The sequence below is a fragment of the Pseudomonas machongensis genome (genome assembly GCF_034961125.1).
In the GTDB taxonomy this organism is placed as follows: Bacteria; Pseudomonadota; Gammaproteobacteria; order Pseudomonadales; family Pseudomonadaceae; genus Aquipseudomonas; species Aquipseudomonas machongensis.
The window spans coordinates 51,539-69,360 of sequence record NZ_JAYFUI010000170.1; the positions used below are offsets into that span (position 1 = coordinate 51,539).

The 17,822-nt window shown below is 61.0% G+C and carries 15 protein-coding genes and 3 pseudogenes; 4 read left to right on the top strand and 14 right to left on the bottom strand.

Annotation, left to right across the window (positions count from 1 at the left end):
- Window positions 1-40: 40 nt before the first annotated feature.
- From VA602_RS15640 to ubiE, 12 genes and pseudogenes are all read right to left on the bottom strand, one after another.
- Complete coding sequence (locus VA602_RS15640) at window positions 41-1,984, bottom strand: HAMP domain-containing methyl-accepting chemotaxis protein (RefSeq protein ID WP_323453664.1); 1,944 nt, start codon at window positions 1,982-1,984, stop codon at window positions 41-43.
- Between the two features lie 152 nt (window positions 1,985-2,136).
- Window positions 2,137-3,009 (bottom strand): methyl-accepting chemotaxis protein, encoded by an 873-nt coding sequence (locus VA602_RS26830; RefSeq protein ID WP_407682514.1) that lies wholly within the window; start codon window positions 3,007-3,009, stop codon window positions 2,137-2,139.
- Window positions 2,992-4,107 (bottom strand): annotated as a pseudogene (locus tag VA602_RS26835) (methyl-accepting chemotaxis protein); the annotation flags it as partial. The gene VA602_RS26830 and the pseudogene VA602_RS26835, both read right to left, overlap by 18 nt.
- Before the next feature lie 45 nt (window positions 4,108-4,152).
- A complete protein-coding gene (locus tag VA602_RS15650; RefSeq protein WP_323453665.1) occupies window positions 4,153-4,860 on the bottom strand; it encodes a 16S rRNA (uracil(1498)-N(3))-methyltransferase in 708 nt (235 codons plus the stop codon).
- The gene (gene tatC / locus VA602_RS15655) at window positions 4,857-5,648 is read right to left on the bottom strand and encodes a twin-arginine translocase subunit TatC (RefSeq protein ID WP_063546576.1); all 792 of its coding nucleotides are present in this window, start codon (window positions 5,646-5,648) and stop codon (window positions 4,857-4,859) included. Before tatC ends, VA602_RS15650 begins: the two co-directional genes overlap by 4 nt.
- Window positions 5,645-6,019, bottom strand: a complete 375-nt coding sequence (gene tatB / locus VA602_RS15660; protein ID WP_197893370.1) for a Sec-independent protein translocase protein TatB — start codon at window positions 6,017-6,019, stop codon at window positions 5,645-5,647. The genes tatC and tatB overlap by 4 nt, the downstream gene beginning before the upstream one ends.
- Before the next feature lie 3 nt (window positions 6,020-6,022).
- Window positions 6,023-6,307 carry a twin-arginine translocase TatA/TatE family subunit gene (locus VA602_RS15665; protein WP_054894793.1) on the bottom strand — a complete coding sequence of 95 codons (285 nt, stop codon included), beginning with the start codon at window positions 6,305-6,307 and terminating at the stop codon, window positions 6,023-6,025.
- A 77-nt stretch (window positions 6,308-6,384) separates the two neighbouring features.
- A complete protein-coding gene (locus tag VA602_RS15670) occupies window positions 6,385-6,717 on the bottom strand; it encodes a phosphoribosyl-ATP diphosphatase (RefSeq protein ID WP_054894792.1) in 333 nt (110 codons plus the stop codon).
- Between the two features lie 2 nt (window positions 6,718-6,719).
- On the bottom strand, window positions 6,720-7,112 hold the full coding sequence (gene hisI, locus VA602_RS15675) for a phosphoribosyl-AMP cyclohydrolase (RefSeq protein WP_054894791.1): 393 nt from the start codon (window positions 7,110-7,112) through the stop codon (window positions 6,720-6,722).
- Window positions 7,113-7,185: 73 nt separating this feature from the next.
- A complete protein-coding gene (gene ubiB, locus VA602_RS15680; RefSeq protein ID WP_054894790.1) occupies window positions 7,186-8,796 on the bottom strand; it encodes a ubiquinone biosynthesis regulatory protein kinase UbiB in 1,611 nt (536 codons plus the stop codon).
- On the bottom strand, window positions 8,793-9,416 hold the full coding sequence (locus tag VA602_RS15685; RefSeq protein WP_323453666.1) for a ubiquinone biosynthesis accessory factor UbiJ: 624 nt from the start codon (window positions 9,414-9,416) through the stop codon (window positions 8,793-8,795). The genes ubiB and VA602_RS15685 overlap by 4 nt, the downstream gene beginning before the upstream one ends.
- On the bottom strand, window positions 9,416-10,186 hold the full coding sequence (ubiE, locus tag VA602_RS15690) for a bifunctional demethylmenaquinone methyltransferase/2-methoxy-6-polyprenyl-1,4-benzoquinol methylase UbiE (RefSeq protein WP_054894788.1): 771 nt from the start codon (window positions 10,184-10,186) through the stop codon (window positions 9,416-9,418). Before ubiE ends, VA602_RS15685 begins: the two co-directional genes overlap by 1 nt.
- A gap of 124 nt (window positions 10,187-10,310) precedes the next feature.
- Between ubiE and VA602_RS15695 the strand changes: the two genes are divergently transcribed.
- Window positions 10,311-10,586 (top strand): polyhydroxyalkanoic acid system family protein, encoded by a 276-nt coding sequence (locus VA602_RS15695; protein WP_054894787.1) that lies wholly within the window; start codon window positions 10,311-10,313, stop codon window positions 10,584-10,586.
- 87 nt (window positions 10,587-10,673) lie between these two features.
- Here VA602_RS15695 and VA602_RS15700 read toward each other — a convergent pair whose 3' ends face one another.
- Window positions 10,674-15,773, bottom strand: a complete 5,100-nt coding sequence (locus VA602_RS15700) for an RHS repeat-associated core domain-containing protein (RefSeq protein WP_323453667.1) — start codon at window positions 15,771-15,773, stop codon at window positions 10,674-10,676.
- A 106-nt stretch (window positions 15,774-15,879) separates the two neighbouring features.
- On the opposite strand from VA602_RS15700, the gene VA602_RS15705 reads away from it, so the two are divergent.
- The 3 genes and pseudogenes from VA602_RS15705 to VA602_RS26975 all read left to right on the top strand — a co-directional run.
- Window positions 15,880-16,299 (top strand): phasin family protein, encoded by a 420-nt coding sequence (locus VA602_RS15705; protein ID WP_197893366.1) that lies wholly within the window; start codon window positions 15,880-15,882, stop codon window positions 16,297-16,299.
- Between the two features lie 10 nt (window positions 16,300-16,309).
- A pseudogene (locus tag VA602_RS26970) lies at window positions 16,310-16,684 on the top strand (phasin family protein); the annotation flags it as partial.
- 42 nt (window positions 16,685-16,726) lie between these two features.
- Window positions 16,727-17,011 (top strand): annotated as a pseudogene (locus tag VA602_RS26975) (hypothetical protein); the annotation flags it as partial.
- A 196-nt stretch (window positions 17,012-17,207) separates the two neighbouring features.
- Here the strand turns inward: VA602_RS26975 and VA602_RS15715 are convergent.
- Window positions 17,208-17,822 (bottom strand): TetR/AcrR family transcriptional regulator, encoded by a 615-nt coding sequence (locus VA602_RS15715; RefSeq protein ID WP_054894783.1) that lies wholly within the window; start codon window positions 17,820-17,822, stop codon window positions 17,208-17,210.

Genomic DNA, 17,822 nt, shown 5'->3' on the forward strand with positions numbered 1-17,822 from the left:
TTGTAGGCGCAAGCTTGCCCGCCAAGGCACACCACCGTTCCTACAGGCTGAATCGCCCCACCATCCCCCGCAACTGCTGCCCCAGCTGCTGTAGTTCACCACTGGAAGTGGCCGTCTGTTCGCTCGCCGAACTGGTGTGATCGGAAGCCTCGCGCACACTGATCACGCTGCGGTTGATCTGTTCGGCTACCACGCTCTGCTCTTCGCTGGCGGTGGCGATTTGCTGGTTCATCCCCTGGATGTTCGATACGGTCCGGGTGATCTGCCCCAATGCATCGCCCGCGCGGCGACTCAGCTCGACACTTTGCTCGGTCAGGGTCCTGCTGCTGTCGAGCAGTGACGTGACTTCATCGGTGCCCTGGTGCAGGCTTTCGATCAGGTGCTCGATCTCCTCGGTCGACTGTTGGGTGCGCTGGGCCAGGCCCCGTACTTCGTCGGCCACCACTGCGAACCCGCGCCCGGCTTCGCCGGCACGTGCCGCTTCGATGGCCGCATTGAGGGCCAGCAGGTTGGTCTGTTCTGACACCGACTTGATCACGTCGAGGATACTGCCGATCCGTTGGCTCTCCCCCGCCAGGTGTTGCATCGAGGTGAGGCAGCGGTCCATCTGCGTTGCCAGCTGTTCGATACGCGCGATGGCTTCGGCCACCACCTGATCGCCCATTTGTGCCTGCTGGTCAGCGTCGGTTGCGGCCAACGAGGCATGTTCGGCGTTCTGCGCCACTTCCTGCACGGTCGCGCTCATCTGGTTCATCGCCGTGGCCACCTGGTCGGTTTCCTCGCGCTGCTGAGTGATGCGCTCGAGCGTGTCTGCGCTGGCCCCGGCCAGTTGCGAGGCCGCTTGTGACAAGTGCTCGACGCTCTGGTCGATGCCGCCGATCAGCTGGCGCAGGCTCAGCGTCATCTCGCACATGCTGCGCTGCAACTGGCCCATTTCGTCGCGACGCGCCACCGTTTCCACTTGGCTGAGGTCGCCGCGAGCGATGCGGGCGGCCTGGGCCAGTGTCTGGCGCAGTGGCTCGGTGATCTGCCGGGTGATCAGCCAGCCGGCCAGCACGCCGACAGCCAAGGCCAGCAGTGCCACGCTGGTCAGCAGTGAGCGAGCGGCTACGGCTTCATGGTCGCGTTGTGCAACTTTCTGCTCGGCCAGCGTCACGCTGGCGTCACTCAGGTCGTTACCGATGACTTCCATGTCGCTCTGCAGTTGTTCGACGCGGATCGCTGCGCGACGGTATTGCTCCAGGCTGGCCCGGTACTCGGCCAGGGCGGGCTTGGGGCGCGCCATGAGCTCGCTCGGCAATGCGAGCGGTGCAAGTGCCGTCAGCATTTGCTCCAGGCTGGCTTGCGCAGCATCGAGCGCCGCATTGCCGACCTGTGCGAAGTCCTCGACGGGCGAGAACGTGTAGGCGGGTACCAGGCTTTGCTGGTTGGCGCTGTCGACCTGGCGCGTGAGCGTGTCCATCAGTCCGAGCAGGTTGCCCTGCGGCTGGTCGGCGGGAAGCTTGAGCAGCGCTTGGGTCTGCAGGTCGTCGATGACTTCATCCAGTATCCGGTCCTTGTCGCGCATGATCTTGCGCAGCTCGGCACGGCTATCGACTGCGCGCAGCAGCTCGGCGTAGTTCTCGCGCAGGCGCTGCAACTGACGCAGCTTCTCGCTGAGCAGCTCGCGCGACTGGTCGACGCTGCTGCGTTGCTGGAGCACGGTGAGCCGGCGTTCGAGCTGGTCGAGGATGGCGTCGATGCGTGTCTTGCTGGTGTCGTCGGCCAGCACGCGGTAGGTGATGCGTTCGGCGCGCAGGTCTTTGCTCAGGTCACTGATCTGCACGATCTCGCTGAGCTGTTGCGAGCGGATGATGGCGCCGTCCAGGGCGCGCCAGCCGCTGACGGTGGTTGCGAGTGTGAGCAACAGGACCACGGCGAAGCCGAGGGTGAGTTTGAGTCGCACGCTGAGGTTGGCGAGGCGGCGATTGAGATATCCGAACATGGCGAGTCTCCATCCATATGAGAGAAGGACCATGCTGGTAGGTTGCCAGCATGGTCCTTCTGCTCATCGGCAGAGCGCGCGTGGGACTCGACCTGTAAATCCTGTGGGAAAGTTCCACTGACAGGTAGTGATTATTCCTTGTCTGGCGGCGCTCAGAGACGGAAGCGGGCGACCAGGCCCTGCAGGTGGGTGCCGAGCCGCGCCAGCTCGACGCTGGAGCTGGCAGTCTCTTCACTGGCCGCCGAGGTCTGGTCGGAAATATCCCGTACATTCATCACGCTGCGGTTGATCTCCTCGGCCACTGCACTCTGCTGCTCTGCCGCCGTAGCGATCTGCTGGTTCATCGATTGGATCGACGACACGGTGCGGGTAATGGTATCCAGCGAGCTGCCGGCGCGACGGGTCAGTTCGACGCTGCTGTCGGTGAGTTCGCGGCTGCTGTCCATCACACTGGATACCCGCTGGGTGCCGCTCTGCAGGTTGGCGATCAGCTCCTCGATCTCCTCGGTCGACTGCTGGGTGCGCTGCGCCAGGCTGCGTACTTCATCGGCGACCACGGCGAATCCGCGACCAGCCTCGCCTGCGCGTGCAGCTTCGATGGCGGCGTTGAGGGCCAGCAGATTGGTCTGCTGGGCGACCGACTTGATCACGTCGAGCACGCTGCCGATCTTGTCGCTCTCGGTCTTGAGCTGGTTCATCGCTTCGCTGGAGTTACCCACTTCGTTGGCCAGGCGCTCGATCTGGGCGATGGCCTCGCCGACCACCCGATCACCCTCGCGAGCCTGCTGATCGGCCATCAGTGCGGCTTCCGACGCCTGCTCGGCGTTGCGCGCTACTTCCTGCACGGTGGCTGCCATTTCGTTCATGGCGGTCGCGACCTGATCGGTCTCGACTTTCTGGTTGTTGACCCCGGCGCTGGTCTGCTCGGTGACGGCCGACAGCTCTTCGGCAGCGCTGGCGATCTGGGTGACGCCGTCACCGATACCGCTGATCAGTTCGCGCAGGCCCTGGGTCATGCGTTGCATGCTGGCTTGCAGTTGGCCGAGTTCGTCGCGACGTTGCACCAGCAGGTCCTGGCTCAAGTCGCCGCTGGCCACGCGTTCGGCGGCGCTGAGGGTCTGGCGCAGGGGCACGACGATCTGCCGGGTGATGGCCCAGGCGGCAATGATGCCTAGCAGCAGGGCCAGGGCACTGGCTCCGCCCAGTAGGGTCTTGGCCTGCAGGGCACCACTGTTGCGCACGGCGGTCTGCGATGCGGTCATCTGCGTACCGGCATCCATCAACACCTGGCCCTGTACAACCATGCGTTGCAAGGTCTGCTCCGCGCTGGTCTGCGCTGCGCCGAACTGGTTCACCGCATCGCGATAGGCGCCCATGGCATTGGCGGCATCATCGAGACTGGCGGCGTATTCGGCGGGCACCCTGGCCGGCAGGGCCTTGAGCACAGCGAGCGCCTGGTCGATGGCATCCAGCGCGGTCTGCTGGAATTCGGCCTTGCCGCTATAGGTGTAGCCGCGCACCTGGAAGCGCGCCTGCTGGAGCAAGGCGCTGGCCTGCACGATCTGTTGATAGAGGCTGATGTCGCCACCTTGCGCAAGGCGTTGCTGCACCTGACCGATCAGCGCAGCGGCCTTGTCCGCGCTGTCACCCAGCACACTGCGTGCGGCTTCACGGCGCTGGCCGGCCTGCTTGAGCTCGACGAAGGCCTGGCGGTATTGGCGCACGGCTTGACGCTGCTGCTCCAGGCGCTGGCGATCCTGCGGATGCTCGATCTGCCCGAGCATCATCTCGACCTGCTGCTCGAGCTTGCCGAGCGCTTTTTCCAGCTCGCCCGCCGATGCGTCGTCGCGATTGCGTTCGTACTGCTGGCGGGCGATGCGCAGGTCCTGGCTGTAGCCGAGGATCAAGGAGATGTTGCCCAGCTTGTCACCGCGGTCGATGATCGAGTCCATGCCGCGCCAGCCTGTGGCGGTGATGGCCATGGTCAACAACAGTACCAGGCCGAAGCCGGCCCCCAGTTTGCGACTGACGCTCACGTTTCCCAGCGACTGGACAACCTTTCCGTACATGACGATCTCCCCGGCGACTTGAAAAGCCAGAATTTTCTTGTGTTGCAAGGCCATCGGCCTGTTGGGGAGAAACTTGATGCCAGGATGCTGACCGAATGGTCAGAATATTCGGGAAAGCAGAGCCGTGACCGCCGTTTCCACGCGCAGGATGCGTTCGCCCAGTTGTACGGGGGCCAGGCCGGCCTTGCCCAGCAGTTCCACTTCGTAGGGAATCCAACCGCCTTCCGGACCAATCGCCAGGGTCACGGGCCCTTGCACCGCGCGTGGGCAGGCCGGGTAGGGGCCGGGATGGCCAACCAGGCCGAGCGTGCCGTCGGCGATGGCGGGCAGCCGGTCTTCGACGAAGGGTTTGAAGCGTTTTTCGATGATGACTTCCGGCAGCACGGTATCGCGTGCCTGCTCAAGGCCCAGGATCAGGTTCTCGCGGATGCTGTCCGGCTGCAGGAGCGGCGTCTGCCAGAAGCTTTTCTCGACCTTGTAGCTGTTGACCAGGATCAGCCGCGGCACGCCGAGGGTAGCGATGGTCTGGAACAGACGGCGCAGCATCTTGGGGCGGGGGACGGCCAGCACCAGGGTGAGCGGCAGCTTCGCTGGTGGCTCCTGATCGAAGCTGACCCGCAGCTCGGCTTCGTGGCCCTCCAGGCGGATCACCTCGGCCTGGCCCATCAGGCCGCCGATGCGGCCTACGCGCAGGGTGTCGCCCACCGCCACGCGGTGGATGTCCTGCATGTGCGTGAAGCGGCGGTCGGCCAGTACGACACGGTCGGTCGCGACGAAGTCGGCCTCCTCGAGCAGCAGCAGGTTCACGCCTGGGTCGCTGGTGGCTGGTCGTTGTGGTCGTCCGCGGCTTCATCCTGCGGATGGCTGCGCTTGCGGATCAGGCCGCCGAACAACACGCCGATCTCGAACAGCAGCCACATGGGCACGGCCAGCAGCGTTTGCGAGAAGATGTCCGGCGGGGTGAGGATCATGCCGACCACGAAGCAGCCGATGATCACGTAGGGACGGATCTTCTTCAGGTACTTCACATCGACAACGCCGATCCACACCAGCAGCACCACCGCCACCGGAATCTCGAAGGCGACGCCGAAGGCGAAGAACAGGGTCATGACGAAGTCGAGGTAGCTGGCGATGTCGGTCATCATCGACACGCCTTCAGGGGTGGCGCTGGCGAAGAAGCCGAAGATCAGCGGGAACACCAGGAAGTAGGCGAAGGCCATGCCGGCGTAGAACAGAATGATGCTGGAGATCAGCAGCGGGATGGCGATGCGCTTTTCATGGCGATACAGCCCCGGTGCGATGAAGCCCCAGATCTGCTGGAGGATGAACGGGATGGCCAGGAACAGCGAGACGATCATGGTCAGCTTGAACGGCGTGAGGAACGGGGATGCCACGTCGGTGGCGATCATCGTCGCGTTGGCCGGCAGGTGCGCACGCAAGGGTGCAGAGACCAGGGTGTAGATCTGCTGGGCGAAGGAGAACAGCCCGGCGAAGATCAGGAAGATAACGGCTACGCAACGCAGCAGGCGGGTGCGCAGTTCGGTCAGGTGCGAGACCAGCGGCATGGGCTGGTCGTGTTCCGGAGTTTCGCTCATGGGGCTCGGGGCGGCTGGTGCGGCTCAGGGGTGGTCGTGGGCGCCGCTGGGGCGGCATTGGCGTCGGCGACAGGTGCGGGAGTCTCGCTCGCGGCTGGCGTGTTCACGGGCTGCGCGGGCGGTGTCTGCGGGTTGAGGATGCGCTTGGCTTCCTGTTCCATCTGCAGGATGTGCTCGTTGTGCAACTGGCGGCGGATGTCATCGGCACCGATCTCGCGCTCGACTTCCATCTTGATGCTGTTGAAGCTGCGCTTGAGCCGGCCGATCCACAACCCCGCAGTACGCGCGGCGCCAGGCAGGCGCTCGGGGCCGAGCACCAGCAGGGCAACCAGGCCGACGAGCAACAGCTCGCTGAAGCTGATGCCGAACATGGGTCAGTCTTTCCGTTGTGGCTCTTGGACCGGCTGAGCCTGGCCCTCGATGGTGTGCGGCTGGCTCAGCGGTGCGGTGTTGTGCGGCTGCTGGGTGGGTTGCACGGACGGCTGTACAGGCGGCGGAGTCTGCTCGGCAGGCTTGCTTTCTTCCTCGTTCATGGCCTTGCGAAAGCCCTTGATCGATTCGCCCAGGTCGCTGCCGAAGTTCTTCAGCTTTTTGGTGCCGAACACCAGCACTACGACGACCAGCAGGACGATCCAGTGTTTCCAGTCAAAGATACCCATGGTGTACTCCCTTGAATGATGTGTAGCCTGAGCGGGCGTTATCGCCGGGCGAGCCCGCTCCTGCAGGGGCATGGCGATCAGGTCGGTTGGCGCGCGGCCTTCTCGTCATGGCCGGAAAGCCCGAAGCGGCGGTCGAGTTCGTCCAGTACCGCCTGTGGATGCTGCCCCAGTGCGCTGAGCATCACCAGGCTATGAAACCACAGGTCGGCGGTTTCATAGATGACATCACTGTAATCCTTGCTCACGGCGGCGTCCTTGGCGGCGATGATCGTCTCGATCGACTCTTCGCCAAGCTTCTCCAGAATCTTGTTCAGGCCCTTGTGGTAGAGGCTCGCCACGTAGGAGCTGTCGGGGGCCGCCTGCTTGCGTTGTTCGAGCACTTCGGCCAGGCGATCGAGTGTGTCGCTCATGTTCAGTGCCCCGCGTGGTAGATAGTGTCAGGATCTTTCAGGACCGGGTCGACGATCTTCCATTCACCGTTTTCGAACACACGATAGAAGCAGCTTTCACGGCCGGTATGGCAGGCGATATGACCCAGTTGCTCGACCATCAGGATGACCACGTCGGCGTCACAATCCAGGCGCAGCTCATGCAGTTTCTGCACATGGCCGGACTCTTCGCCCTTGCGCCACAGCTTGCCCCTCGAGCGCGACCAATAGATGGCGCGGTTCTCGGCGGCAGTCAGGGCGAGCGATTCACGGTTCATCCAGGCCATCATCAGCACACGCCCGGTCTTGTGGTCCTGGGCGATCGCCGGTACCAGGCCATCGCTGTTCCACTTGATCTCGTCCAGCCAGTCTTTCATCGTCGACTCCAAAACAGGCCCGCTCCCGTACCGGGCCCTTTGCGCCTAGTGTGCCAGCCAGCAGCGCGGCTGGCTATCGGCGCACGATCAGGTAGAGCCCGGCAGCCAGCATCAGCCACGCCGGCCAGGCGGCCGGGGCGCTGAGGCTCGCGGCACCGGCGGCCAGGGTCGCGCCGCCACCGAGCAGGCCGGCACCGAGCAGGCGCAGCGCCCAGTTGTCGCCCGCCCGGCGGCGCTCTGGCAGTTGGGGGTCGTGCAGGTGCGGTTGCGACAGGCGCTCGAGCAGGTCGCGGGTCATGTCGGCCAGGTGCGGCAACTGCTCGGCTTGGCTATAGAGGTTGCCGAACACCGCCTTGGGGCTCATGCGTTCGCGCATCCAGCGTTCCAGATAGGGCTTGGCGGTGCTCCACAGGTCCAGGTCAGGGTACAGCTGGCGCCCCAGGCCTTCGATGTTGAGCAGGGTTTTCTGCAGCAGCACCAACTGCGGCTGAACTTCCATATTGAAACGACGGGCCGTCTGGAACAGGCGCATCAGCACCTGGCCGAAGGAAATATCCTTTAACGGTTTTTCGAAGATCGGCTCGCATACGGTGCGGATCGCCGCTTCGAATTCGTTGACCTTGGTGTGTGCCGGCACCCAGCCCGAATCGATGTGCAACTGCGCCACGCGACGGTAGTCGCGCTTGAAGAAGGCGATCAGGTTGCGTGCCAGGTAGTCCTGGTCTTCGGCGGTCAGGCTGCCGACGATGCCGCAGTCGATGGCGATGTACTGCGGGCTCCACGGCTTGACCGTGCTGACGAAGATGTTGCCCGGGTGCATGTCGGCGTGGAAGAAGCTGTCACGGAACACTTGGGTGAAGAACACCTCGACACCGCGTTCGGCCAGAAGCTTCATGTCGGTGCGCTGGTCGGCCAAGGTGGCCATGTCGGTGACCGGCACGCCGTAGATGCGCTCCATCACCAGCACTTTCGGGCGGCACAGGTCCCAGTACACCTGCGGCACGTACATCAGATCCGAGCCTTCGAAGTTGCGCCGCAGCTGGCTGGCGTTGGCCGCTTCGCGCAGCAGGTCGAGCTCGTCGTAGATGGTCTTTTCGTAGTCGCTGACCACTTCCACCGGGTGCAGGCGGCGCGCATCGGCGGAGGCCCGTTCGGCCACCTTGGCGATCAGGAACAACCACGCCAGGTCCTGGGCGATCACGGGCTTGAGCCCCGGGCGAACCACCTTGACGACCACCTCTTCGCCGCTCTTGAGACGTGCCGCATGTACCTGGGCGACCGAGGCCGAGGCCAGCGGCTCGACGTCGAAGCGGCTGAACACCTCGCCGACTTTCGCACCGAGCTGCGCTTCGATCAGCGCCACGGCTTTCTGTGGGTCGAATGGCGGCACGCGGTCCTGCAGCAGCATCAGCTCGTCGGCGACGTCCGTTGGCAGCAGGTCGCGGCGGGTGGAGAGCAGTTGGCCGAACTTGATGAAGATCGGCCCCAGGTCCTGCAGGGCCAGGCGCAGGCGTGCGCCGCGGCTGAGCTCGCTGGGCTTGCGCGGTAGCCAGCGCCAGGGCAGCAGCAGGCGGATGCTCAGCAGCCACCAGGGCAGGGGGAGGTCGAACAGCAGGTCATCGAGGCGGTAGCGGATCACGACGCGCTGGATGCGCAACAGACGGCGGACGGCGAGCAGCTTCATGCGTTATCGCTGGAATCAAGAGTGTGGGAAAGGCGACGGATGCGCGCCTCGAGACGTTCGATATCGACCTTCAGCGCATCGAGCTCGCTGAATGCCGCTTCGGCTTCGCGCTGCCCGACCAGGGTACGCGATTCCTCGGCCAGGTACTCGGACAGATTCTGGCTGAACCGCGACAGGCCCTGCCGGGTCCAGCGTGCGCGCAGGCGCAAGTGGCCGGCGATCAGCGCGGTGGGGACCGGCCCCAGCCAGCGCGACAGCTCGTACTCCCAGTCGAGCTCCAGGTCCTGGAGCACGCCGACCAGGTCGAGCAGCACCGCGCTGTCGCCATGCAGCTCGACCTGCGGGCTGTGCAGCACGGCGTTCTTGTCTGTGGCGAAGGCCAGTTGGGCCAGGCTGCTGGCCGGCGCACGCAGGGTGCAATCGACCTCGCCCTCCCAATGTGCAGCGAGCATCAGGCCCTCTTCGTCGGGCAGGATGAACAACTGCAGGGCGGGCTGGCGGCAGTCGATGGCGATCACCTTGCCTTCCAGCGCGCCCAGGCGCGGCAGCGCGGTGCTGTCCATGCGCAGCACACGGTTGAGCCCGTGCTCGACGCTGGCGAGCAGCCCGGCCAGGAGCATCAGGGTTTGATTCCCCGGTGCACGGCGACGATGCCGCTGGTCATGTTGTGGTAGGTGACGCGGTCGAAACCGGCATCGACCATCATGCTTTTCAGCGTTTCCTGGTCAGGGTGCATGCGGATCGATTCGGCCAGGTAGCGATAGCTTTCCGAGTCGTTGGTGATCAGCTTGCCGGCCAGGGGCATGAAGGCGAAGGAGTAGGCGTCGTAGGCGCGCGACATCAGTTTGTTGGTGGGTTTGGAGAACTCCAGCACCAACAGGCGGCCGCCGGGCTTGAGCACACGCAGCATCGAGCGGATGGCTTCATCCTTGTGCGTCACGTTGCGCAGGCCGAAAGCGATGGTCACGCAGTCGAAGTGGTTGTCGGGGAAGGGCAGCTTTTCAGCATCGGCCTGGACGAACTCGATATTACCGGCCACGCCGCGGTCGAGCAGGCGATCGCGGCCGACCTTGAGCATCGATTCGTTGATGTCGGCCAGTACCACCTGGCCGGTCGGGCCGACCAATCGCGAGAACTTGGCAGCCAGGTCACCGGTGCCGCCGGCGATGTCGAGCACGCGGTTGCCGGGGCGCACACCGGACAGCTCGATGGTGAAGCGCTTCCACAGGCGGTGCATGCCGCCGGAGAGCACATCGTTCATCAGGTCGTACTTGGCGGCCACGGAGTGGAAGACCTCGGCGACCTTCTTCGCCTTCTGGCTCTCGGGAACGTCCTGGTAGCCAAAGTGGGTGGTGGGTTCGGCGTGGTCGCCTTTGCGCTGGTCGTTCATATCGCTTCACCGAAAAAAATTACCGCCATTCTAGGGCGAACGGGCGGATTTGTCTTGGCGGGGTGTGCCGTCTCGCGGGCGCGGGCATAATGCCGATTATGTCTTCATTGCCTGGATACCCCGCATGACTCAGATCAGCGTCGAACGCAAACATTCCCTCGGTCGCGAAGCTGCCCGGGCCAAGGCTGAAAGCCTGGTCGACAAGCTGTCGCGCGAGTACGACCTCAAGGCCACCTGGAACGGCGACCGCGTCGATGTCGCGCGCAGCGGCGCCAACGGCAGCGTGCACATCGGCGAGGACAGCATCCGTGTCGAGCTGAAGCTGGGCATGATGCTGTCGATGATGAGCGGGACCATCAAGGGCGAGATCGAGCGCGCGCTGGACAAGGCGCTGGTGTGATCTGACGAAGCCCTCGGGGGCTGTAGGGCGCTTCCCTTGCTGCGCCCGGCAGGCGCAGCAGGGAAGCATGCAACAGGTGCTCGTTGCTCAGGCTTGCTGGTCGTGATGATGACGGGCGCCGATGCCCAAGCCCAGCATCGCCTCCATGCCCATGGTCATGCCAACCAGTCGGAACGGGGCGGTGGAAGCCAGACGTGAGAGCAAGTTCAATGCCAGCGTGCTGCCAACGCTCTGCACCCCGCTGACCATGTCCGAGGCAGTGCTGAAAGCATATCTTGAGCCACCAATGAACTCGGCTTGCATTGCCCGCCCTCCAGCCCTCAGCGTCTCACCCAGCGGCTGTAGTTCGATAGCCAGCGTTCTTTCTTGAACGGCATATACGCTCATTCTCCCGACCCTGGGGGCCGTGCTGCGAACGCCACGCAAGGCTGTTTGTGCCGCTCCACGAGCGAAGCCCGCCCCCAGGGTGAGGACAGCGCCTGCCACGCCTAGGCCAAATGCCACCCAGTCGAGCGTACGGGCGGTGGCAGGGTCATGGTCGCGCACCACTTCGGCAGCTATGCCGACTACGCCGGCAGCGAGTATCAATGCGCCGCCTGCGACCATCATGCCTGCTGCCAACGTCATGCCCGTAGCCATGATCGCCGCCACGCCAGCCCCCATGGTCAGCACTCCCACGACGACGCCAAGTAGTACGGCCGCTGCGATGCCCACCCATCCCCAGAACGAAATATGTCCATTCGGATCAGGGCAATTGACCGGATCCAGATAGGCATAAATGTTGTACCCCCCGGCACCGAAAGGGCTCCAGCTGTCGGGCGTGGTGAAACGCATGAGCGAGGGGCTGTATTGGCGTTCACCCAAGTGATAGACGCCGATGACGTCGTCATACAGCCCGCCAGTCCAGGCCGCCGATAGAGGTGCATCGGTGATGCCGAAGGGGGAGCACTTGATCAGTTTCGGATCCAGAGTTCCGTCCAGGGTAATCAGCGGTGTACCCACACGGTCAGCGCAGATAAGCAGCGGTTTGTCGGTATCGGGGTGTGTAGTTGCGCAAACCTCCTCGGCAAGCCTGCACAGGCGCAGGGTTTTTTCGCCCCGGCGTTCGCTGACCAGCAGCGGCATGGTCATGCTCGGGTCATAGTGCCAATCGGTACGTTCGGTCAACTTGCTGCGCGAGCGCAACCGGCCTTGAGGATCGTAGTGATACAGATAGGTGTGCTCTGCGTCTTTCAGGCTGGCCAGCCGATTCAGGGCGTCGTAGCTCAGCGTCTGGCCTTTTTCATTTTTGGTCATGCAGCCATTGGCGTCGTATTTCAGCTCGATGACAGCGGGGTAATCGGCATGCGTGTGAGAGATTTTGCTCAGTTGGCAAGGCACCTGCGGATTATCGTAGTGGAAGGTTGCGGTATCCGAGCCACCGTCGAAGTGGCTGATGCAGGTGACGATGTTGCCCAGCGCGTCGTTGGTCAGTTCCAGTTTGGTGATGGCTTTACCGAAGGAATCCAGGTTCAGCTCGGAGCCTGAGCATTCGTAACCGCTAAGCATGTTGCGGTTGTCATAACTGAAGCTTTCCTTGCGTACGGTCTGCCCCTTGGCGATGACAGTGCGCGTGGCCAGTTGGTGGTTCTTGCGATAGGTGTGCTGGACCGTGACCGCCTTGCTTTTGTCGGCGGGTACGATGCGACGTTCGACTTCTTCTCCGAGCGTATTGTAGGAATATTCGATGGTCAGCTTTTCCGCGCTTTTCTTGCGCGTTATTACCTGCGACTTCATGCGGTTGAACGCACCGTATACGGCGGTGACCTTGATGTCCGGGTCATCGACTTCCACTACGTTGCCGCGGGCATCGTACCTGCGGGCTTGCGTGACTCCGGCAACATCTTTATAGCCGGTGCATCTGCCATTGGGGCTCCATGCCAATGATTGCGTAAGTGCTGGCTGATCCTTTGCCGGCACTATCGTTTCGTTGACGGGGCGACTGAGTGCACCGTAGCCAAGTGTGACGTCGAGGCCGCTCTGGTCCTTGTACTGGCTGAGCAGGCCGGTACCCTTGGCGTAGCTGAACTGATGATGAAGGTCTTTGCCTTTTATGGATTTCGCGGCGCTGCCCAGTTGGGGAATGCTTTCATAGGTCAAGGTTCCGCGCGGTGAAACTTCTTTGACGGGATCCAGGCTGTTATCGGTGTAGGTGAAGGTTCGTTGACCTGTACTGGTGCTGGAAACCAGACGCTCGAGGCCATCGAATACCTGTGTTCCAAGTGCGTGAACGGTTTCTCCTGCTGTCAGTGTGATGGACTCGATCAATTCCCGACTGGAATGCGTGGGGTAGGTCTTGTTCAGCACGCTGCCATCCGGGTAGGTGGTAGTGGTGACACGCCCGAACAGGTCGTAGGCGAAGCTTGTCAGCTGGCCCTGTTCGTCTGTCACCGAAGTGCGTTTACCGGCATTGTAGGTCTGGCTGGCAGTTGAGTGTGGCGTGACGGTAAGGGTGCGACTGTCCCTGGCGGCAACTGACAGAGCAAGGCGATGCACGTTGATGACATTGCCGTGCGTGTCCAGAAACTGCATTTCACATAAGCCGAACGGTTTGCTGTTCACGCAGTCGAACGGTACCTTTACCTTGTTGATCACGTTGTCGTCGTTGATCCAGAACCTTATGGAGCCGTTCATTGTGCCTGCACCTAGCTCTGCCTGAGCCGAACTTTTGATTGCAGTGTTGTCAAAGTATACTTTGACGATCGCTCGATATTCAGCCGTGTCCCACGCAACGGTATAAATATAGGCTGTGGTGCTCGCATCGCCTGATGAATCTTTTTCGATATCGAAACGGCTATTGGCACTGAGATACTGCGTGAGTGCAGTTCGGTGAACGGACGTTGGGCTGGAGTAGTCGTAGTCGATAACTTCACGAACCTTCCCGTCCAGGTAGCTTTTTTTCTGCAGGCAGTACCATTCGTTTTCAGGGTCCGAACTGCATTCCCAAACCTCGATTTCCTGGTTCCTGCTGTCGTAGATCGACAGTGTCTTGGCTCCGGTGGTGTCGGTGTGCAGGATGTAGCCACTCAGTGCTGAGCTGGGGTGTTTGTGATAATTGAATTTCAGCGTGTCTGGCAATGCCAGACCGTGCTCATAGGTTTCTGTCGTTTCGAACTCACTGCCCGAGTTATTGAGGATCTTGGTCAGGCGGCCTAAACCGTCCCATGTATAGCTGGAAATGTTTCCAGAAATATCCTGTTCTTTCAGGACCAAACCGGTGCGCGTCGACACGGTACTGCTTGTGGTACATGTCAAATCGTCACGCGTCGTCAGTGTTGCAATGCGCTCTGTCTGTCCGGATATTGAGTGGATGTAAGAAGTTTTGAGTTTTTCAGTCAAGTTAGTGCTGTCGCCATAGCCGTCGGCAGGCCATTCCGCGTTGTTCAAGCAGGTTTGGAGTGCCTGTCTTTCAATGATTTCAGAGTTACTTGCATATGAGCTCATTTCGTCGACTTGCAAGTATTCACTGTTGTTGGCGTCAGTGTGATAGCTCTCGATGTGGTCAATCGTTTGGTGTTTCAGTTTTTCAGATTGATAGCGATTTGTAATAAGCGCTTCAGGCAGGTAGGTGATTTGCCCTTTGAGCGAAGTGTTAGTTTGTGTATGTGCGGTGTAGAAGTAACAGCGCTCAAGGTAGGTGCTTTCGTCTTCCGTGTCAGGGATGGTTTTTTCGTAAGCGATCAGGTTGCTTTCAGCGTCGTCCAACAGGTAGCTTAATGTTTTTTTCTCCTGGTTTTCTATCGCCTCGATCAGACGTCCGTGACTGTCGTATTTCCAGGTTTTTGTCAGCTGGGTCGCATTATTAAACAGGGATGTTTCTTTTGTGATTGAGAAGAATTCGTTGTAAGTGTAGTTAACCGTTTTTGAACGTTCTTTCAGTTGCGACTGCTGGGTTTTGAAATTTTTTAGCTTGTTGCATTGGCGCGAATATGAACCCGATAAGTCATCAGTAACGCCGGGTCTCAAAGTGATTATTTTTTTTAAGATGGATAGCAGTTCACATTCGACATGTTCTAAAGAGTCCTCGGTGGAGTTATCTAAGATATCATTGAAGGTCTTTTCTGAAAGGATTAACTCACTCCTTGAGAGGAGTGCGCCTTTTGTGTCGTACTCAAAGCCGGTGCGTTCAATGAAATGCTGATCTGCATAACGCAAAATTATAGTATGCGATGTCTTTGGGTATCTGTCGGCTTCCAGGAATAGTGTGAAGTCGTCTTTCGTGATGTGAGCCTGAACTTTTTTGCGGGAATTATAGAGCGCTTGTTCCACGCGGCCGGAGGGGAGGCGTATCCCGCTCAGGGGATAAACGACAGGCGGAACTTGGACCAAGAATTCTTGTGTGCGTTCGTAGTCAAACTTCCAATTCAACGGTGGTTGCACACTGCTGTTTTTGATACCTAACAGGTAATTTGATTCCAGTTTTAGGGCGAAGGTTCTTTGCTCGTCCTGATCTGGCCAGAGCTTGATGACAGGGGCCTCTGCCGCGTAGTCGATCTGAAGGAGCTGTTCCTTGTCGGTATGCAGGGAATGAATGCTCTTCAATTTGACGCTGTTGGCCGCTTCGTCAATCTCCCAGTCCAGTGTCATGCCAACGCCGAATGCAGAGTAGCGAGACGTACAGGGGCAGAGATCGATTTTTCCGGCCTTCAGAAATTCGATGATCCCTGTGCTTCGATAGGTGACCCGGTAGCCCACGCCAGGCTCTTCTTTCAGGAACACATCACCGTTGCTGTCCGTCAAGTTCAGGTTTTCGTCTACTTGGTAAAGACGGCCATCTGATAGCGAAAGCAACTTCGTTTTTTTGTTATAGACCGTCGCGGGGATCCGCCACCCCAGACCCAGTCCAAAATCGTTCTGATTGAGCGGCGAATAAAAAAGGCGAATATCGTAGTTGGGGTTGACCAATGTACCCAGGAGAATGTTTGCCGAGAACGTCAGTGTTCTGGGATCGACGCCACTTTCGATGTAGCTGTGGAAGTTTACTTTTCCGCCATGTGTGCTGGTGCTCATATTCATGTCTTCCTGAGGGGGTGTCACCTCATCTAATAGGCTGGTTTTTGCACCTGCAACTGGCATTTTTAACAGGTAAGCGCTTGAAGCGTGACGCCCGTGCGGCGGCAAGGGGTTGCTATAGACCGGTTCCAGCACAGTCACCAGCTTAGGGTGATGATTCTAATTTCCTCCCCTACCTTATGCTCAAGCCCGACTTCCATGGGCAGTTCCTCCCTCCCTCTACGAGCATGAGGCAACCAGTATGGCCAAAGTGAATCTCAAGCAGCAGGACGACGCCCAAGGCACCCTGAGTGAAGTGCGCGGCTACGCGCGCAAGATCTGGCTGGCAGGCATCGGCGCATACGCCCGGGTCGGCCAGGAAGGCTCGGAGTACTTCAAGGAGCTGGTCAAGGCCGGTGAAGGTGTCGAGAAACGCGGCAAGAAAACCCTCGACAAGAAGCTCGACGCGGCCAACGGCCAGCTCGATGAAGCGGCCGAGGAAGTGAGCCGGGTACGTGGCAAGGTCGAGGTCCAGCTCGACAAAATCGAAAAGGCTTTCGACGCACGGGTGGCCCGCGCCTTGAATCGCATCGGCATTCCGTCTAAACATGACGTTGAGGCGTTGTCCATCAAACTCGAACAGCTGACCGAGTTGCTCGAGCGTGTCGCGCGCAAACCATAAGGAGAGCAGGATGGCTGGCAAGAAGAACACCGAAAAAGAAGGCAGCTCCTGGATCGGCGGGATCGAGAAGTACTCCCGCAAGATCTGGCTGGCAGGCCTGGGGATCTACTCCAAGGTCGACCAGGATGGCCCCAAGCTTTTCGATTCGCTTGTGAAGGATGGCGAGAAGGCTGAAAAGCAGGCGAAGAAGGATGCCGATGCGGCCAAGTCGGCGACTACCTCGCGAGTCTCCGATGTGAAGGATCGCGCGCTGGGCAAGTGGAGCGAGCTGGAAGAGGCCTTCGACAAGCGTCTGAACAGTGCAATCTCGCGTCTGGGCGTTCCTAGCCGTAACGAGATCAAGGCGCTGCACCAGCAGGTCGACAGCCTGACCAAGCAGATCGAGAAGTTGACAGGCGCCTCAGTGGCACCGGTGTCCAAGGCCTCGGCGTCGAAGTCCGCAGCGAGCAAGACCGCTGCCAAGCCATTGGCCAAGGCTGCGGCGAAACCCGCCGCCAAGTCAACTGCCAAGACTGCTGCGGCAAAACCCGCTGCCAAGGCCGCCGCGGCTAAACCTGCGGCCAAGCCCGCTGCCAAAGCTGCAGCTGCCAAGCCGGCCGCCAAGCCTGCGGCAAAACCAGCAGCCAAGCCGGTAGCCGCCAAGCCTGCGGCAGCGAAGAAACCCGCCGTGAAGAAAGCCCCGGCCAAGCCGACTGCAGCCAAGCCGGCTGCCGCGAAGCCCGCCTCTCCGGCCGCAACCACGGCACCGGCAGCAAGCGCAGCAGCAACTGGCAATACGCCGTCGGCACCGGTGAGCCCAGCTAGCCAAAGCTGATATCGCGGCGTGCGTTTCGCGGGCAAGTCGCATCGGTGAACCGCCGCTGCGACTTGCCCGCGAATGCGTCAGTGGCAACACCGCAAGTTCAGCCCTACACGTCCAGATATTTCCCCGCCAACTGCTCCGCCGCCCTGCGCGCCGGTTCCTGCAGGTGCGGTGCCACCAGCATCATCACCTGGTACACCACGATCCCCACATCGCCCTCGCGCCCCAGTACCCGCTGGTAATCCAGCGAGAACAGCAGTGTCAGCGTGATCTGCTCCACCAGTTGCCCCAGCGCCTGGGTCTCGCTCACCACCAATCCCTGGCTCTTGAGACTGGCCAGCAGCGCCGCCAGGGTGCGCTTGATCGCATTGATCAGCCCGCGCATGCCGCGTGCCAGCTTGGGCAGGCGGCCGGTGAGATTGGACAGGTCCTGGAACAGGAAGCTGTACTGCGCCATGCGCTCGACGATCAGGTGCAGGAACAGCCAGTAGTCCTCGGCATCCAGGCGCACCTCCAGTGGTGGATCGAGCAGCGGCATCAACTCGTCTTCGAACCGCTCGAACAGGCCCAGTACCAGCGGCTCCTTGCCGTGGAAGTGGTAGTAGAGGTTGCCCGGGCTGATGCCCAGCTCGTTGGCGATCTCCAGGGTCGAGACGTTCGGCTCGCCCTGGCGGTTGAACAGCTCAAGGGCGCAGGCCAGGATGCGGTCGCGGGTCTTCAT

Bases quoted from the DNA above. Each gene is read 5' to 3' on its own strand.
- VA602_RS15640 (WP_323453664.1), bottom strand. From the start codon at position 1,984: ATGTTCGGATATCTCAATCGCCGCCTCGCCAACCTCAGCGTGCGACTC.
- VA602_RS26830 (WP_407682514.1), bottom strand. From the start codon at position 3,009: ATGCAACGCATGACCCAGGGCCTGCGCGAACTGATCAGCGGTATCGGT.
- tatC (WP_063546576.1), bottom strand. From the start codon at position 5,648: ATGAGCGAAACTCCGGAACACGACCAGCCCATGCCGCTGGTCTCGCAC.
- tatB (WP_197893370.1), bottom strand. From the start codon at position 6,019: ATGTTCGGCATCAGCTTCAGCGAGCTGTTGCTCGTCGGCCTGGTTGCC.
- VA602_RS15665 (WP_054894793.1), bottom strand. From the start codon at position 6,307: ATGGGTATCTTTGACTGGAAACACTGGATCGTCCTGCTGGTCGTCGTA.
- VA602_RS15670 (WP_054894792.1), bottom strand. From the start codon at position 6,717: ATGAGCGACACACTCGATCGCCTGGCCGAAGTGCTCGAACAACGCAAG.
- hisI (WP_054894791.1), bottom strand. From the start codon at position 7,112: ATGAAAGACTGGCTGGACGAGATCAAGTGGAACAGCGATGGCCTGGTA.
- ubiB (WP_054894790.1), bottom strand. From the start codon at position 8,796: ATGAAGCTGCTCGCCGTCCGCCGTCTGTTGCGCATCCAGCGCGTCGTG.
- VA602_RS15685 (WP_323453666.1), bottom strand. From the start codon at position 9,416: ATGCTCCTGGCCGGGCTGCTCGCCAGCGTCGAGCACGGGCTCAACCGT.
- ubiE (WP_054894788.1), bottom strand. From the start codon at position 10,186: ATGAACGACCAGCGCAAAGGCGACCACGCCGAACCCACCACCCACTTT.
- VA602_RS15695 (WP_054894787.1), top strand. From the start codon at position 10,311: ATGACTCAGATCAGCGTCGAACGCAAACATTCCCTCGGTCGCGAAGCT.
- VA602_RS15705 (WP_197893366.1), top strand. From the start codon at position 15,880: ATGGCCAAAGTGAATCTCAAGCAGCAGGACGACGCCCAAGGCACCCTG.
- VA602_RS15715 (WP_054894783.1), bottom strand. From the start codon at position 17,822: ATGAAGACCCGCGACCGCATCCTGGCCTGCGCCCTTGAGCTGTTCAAC.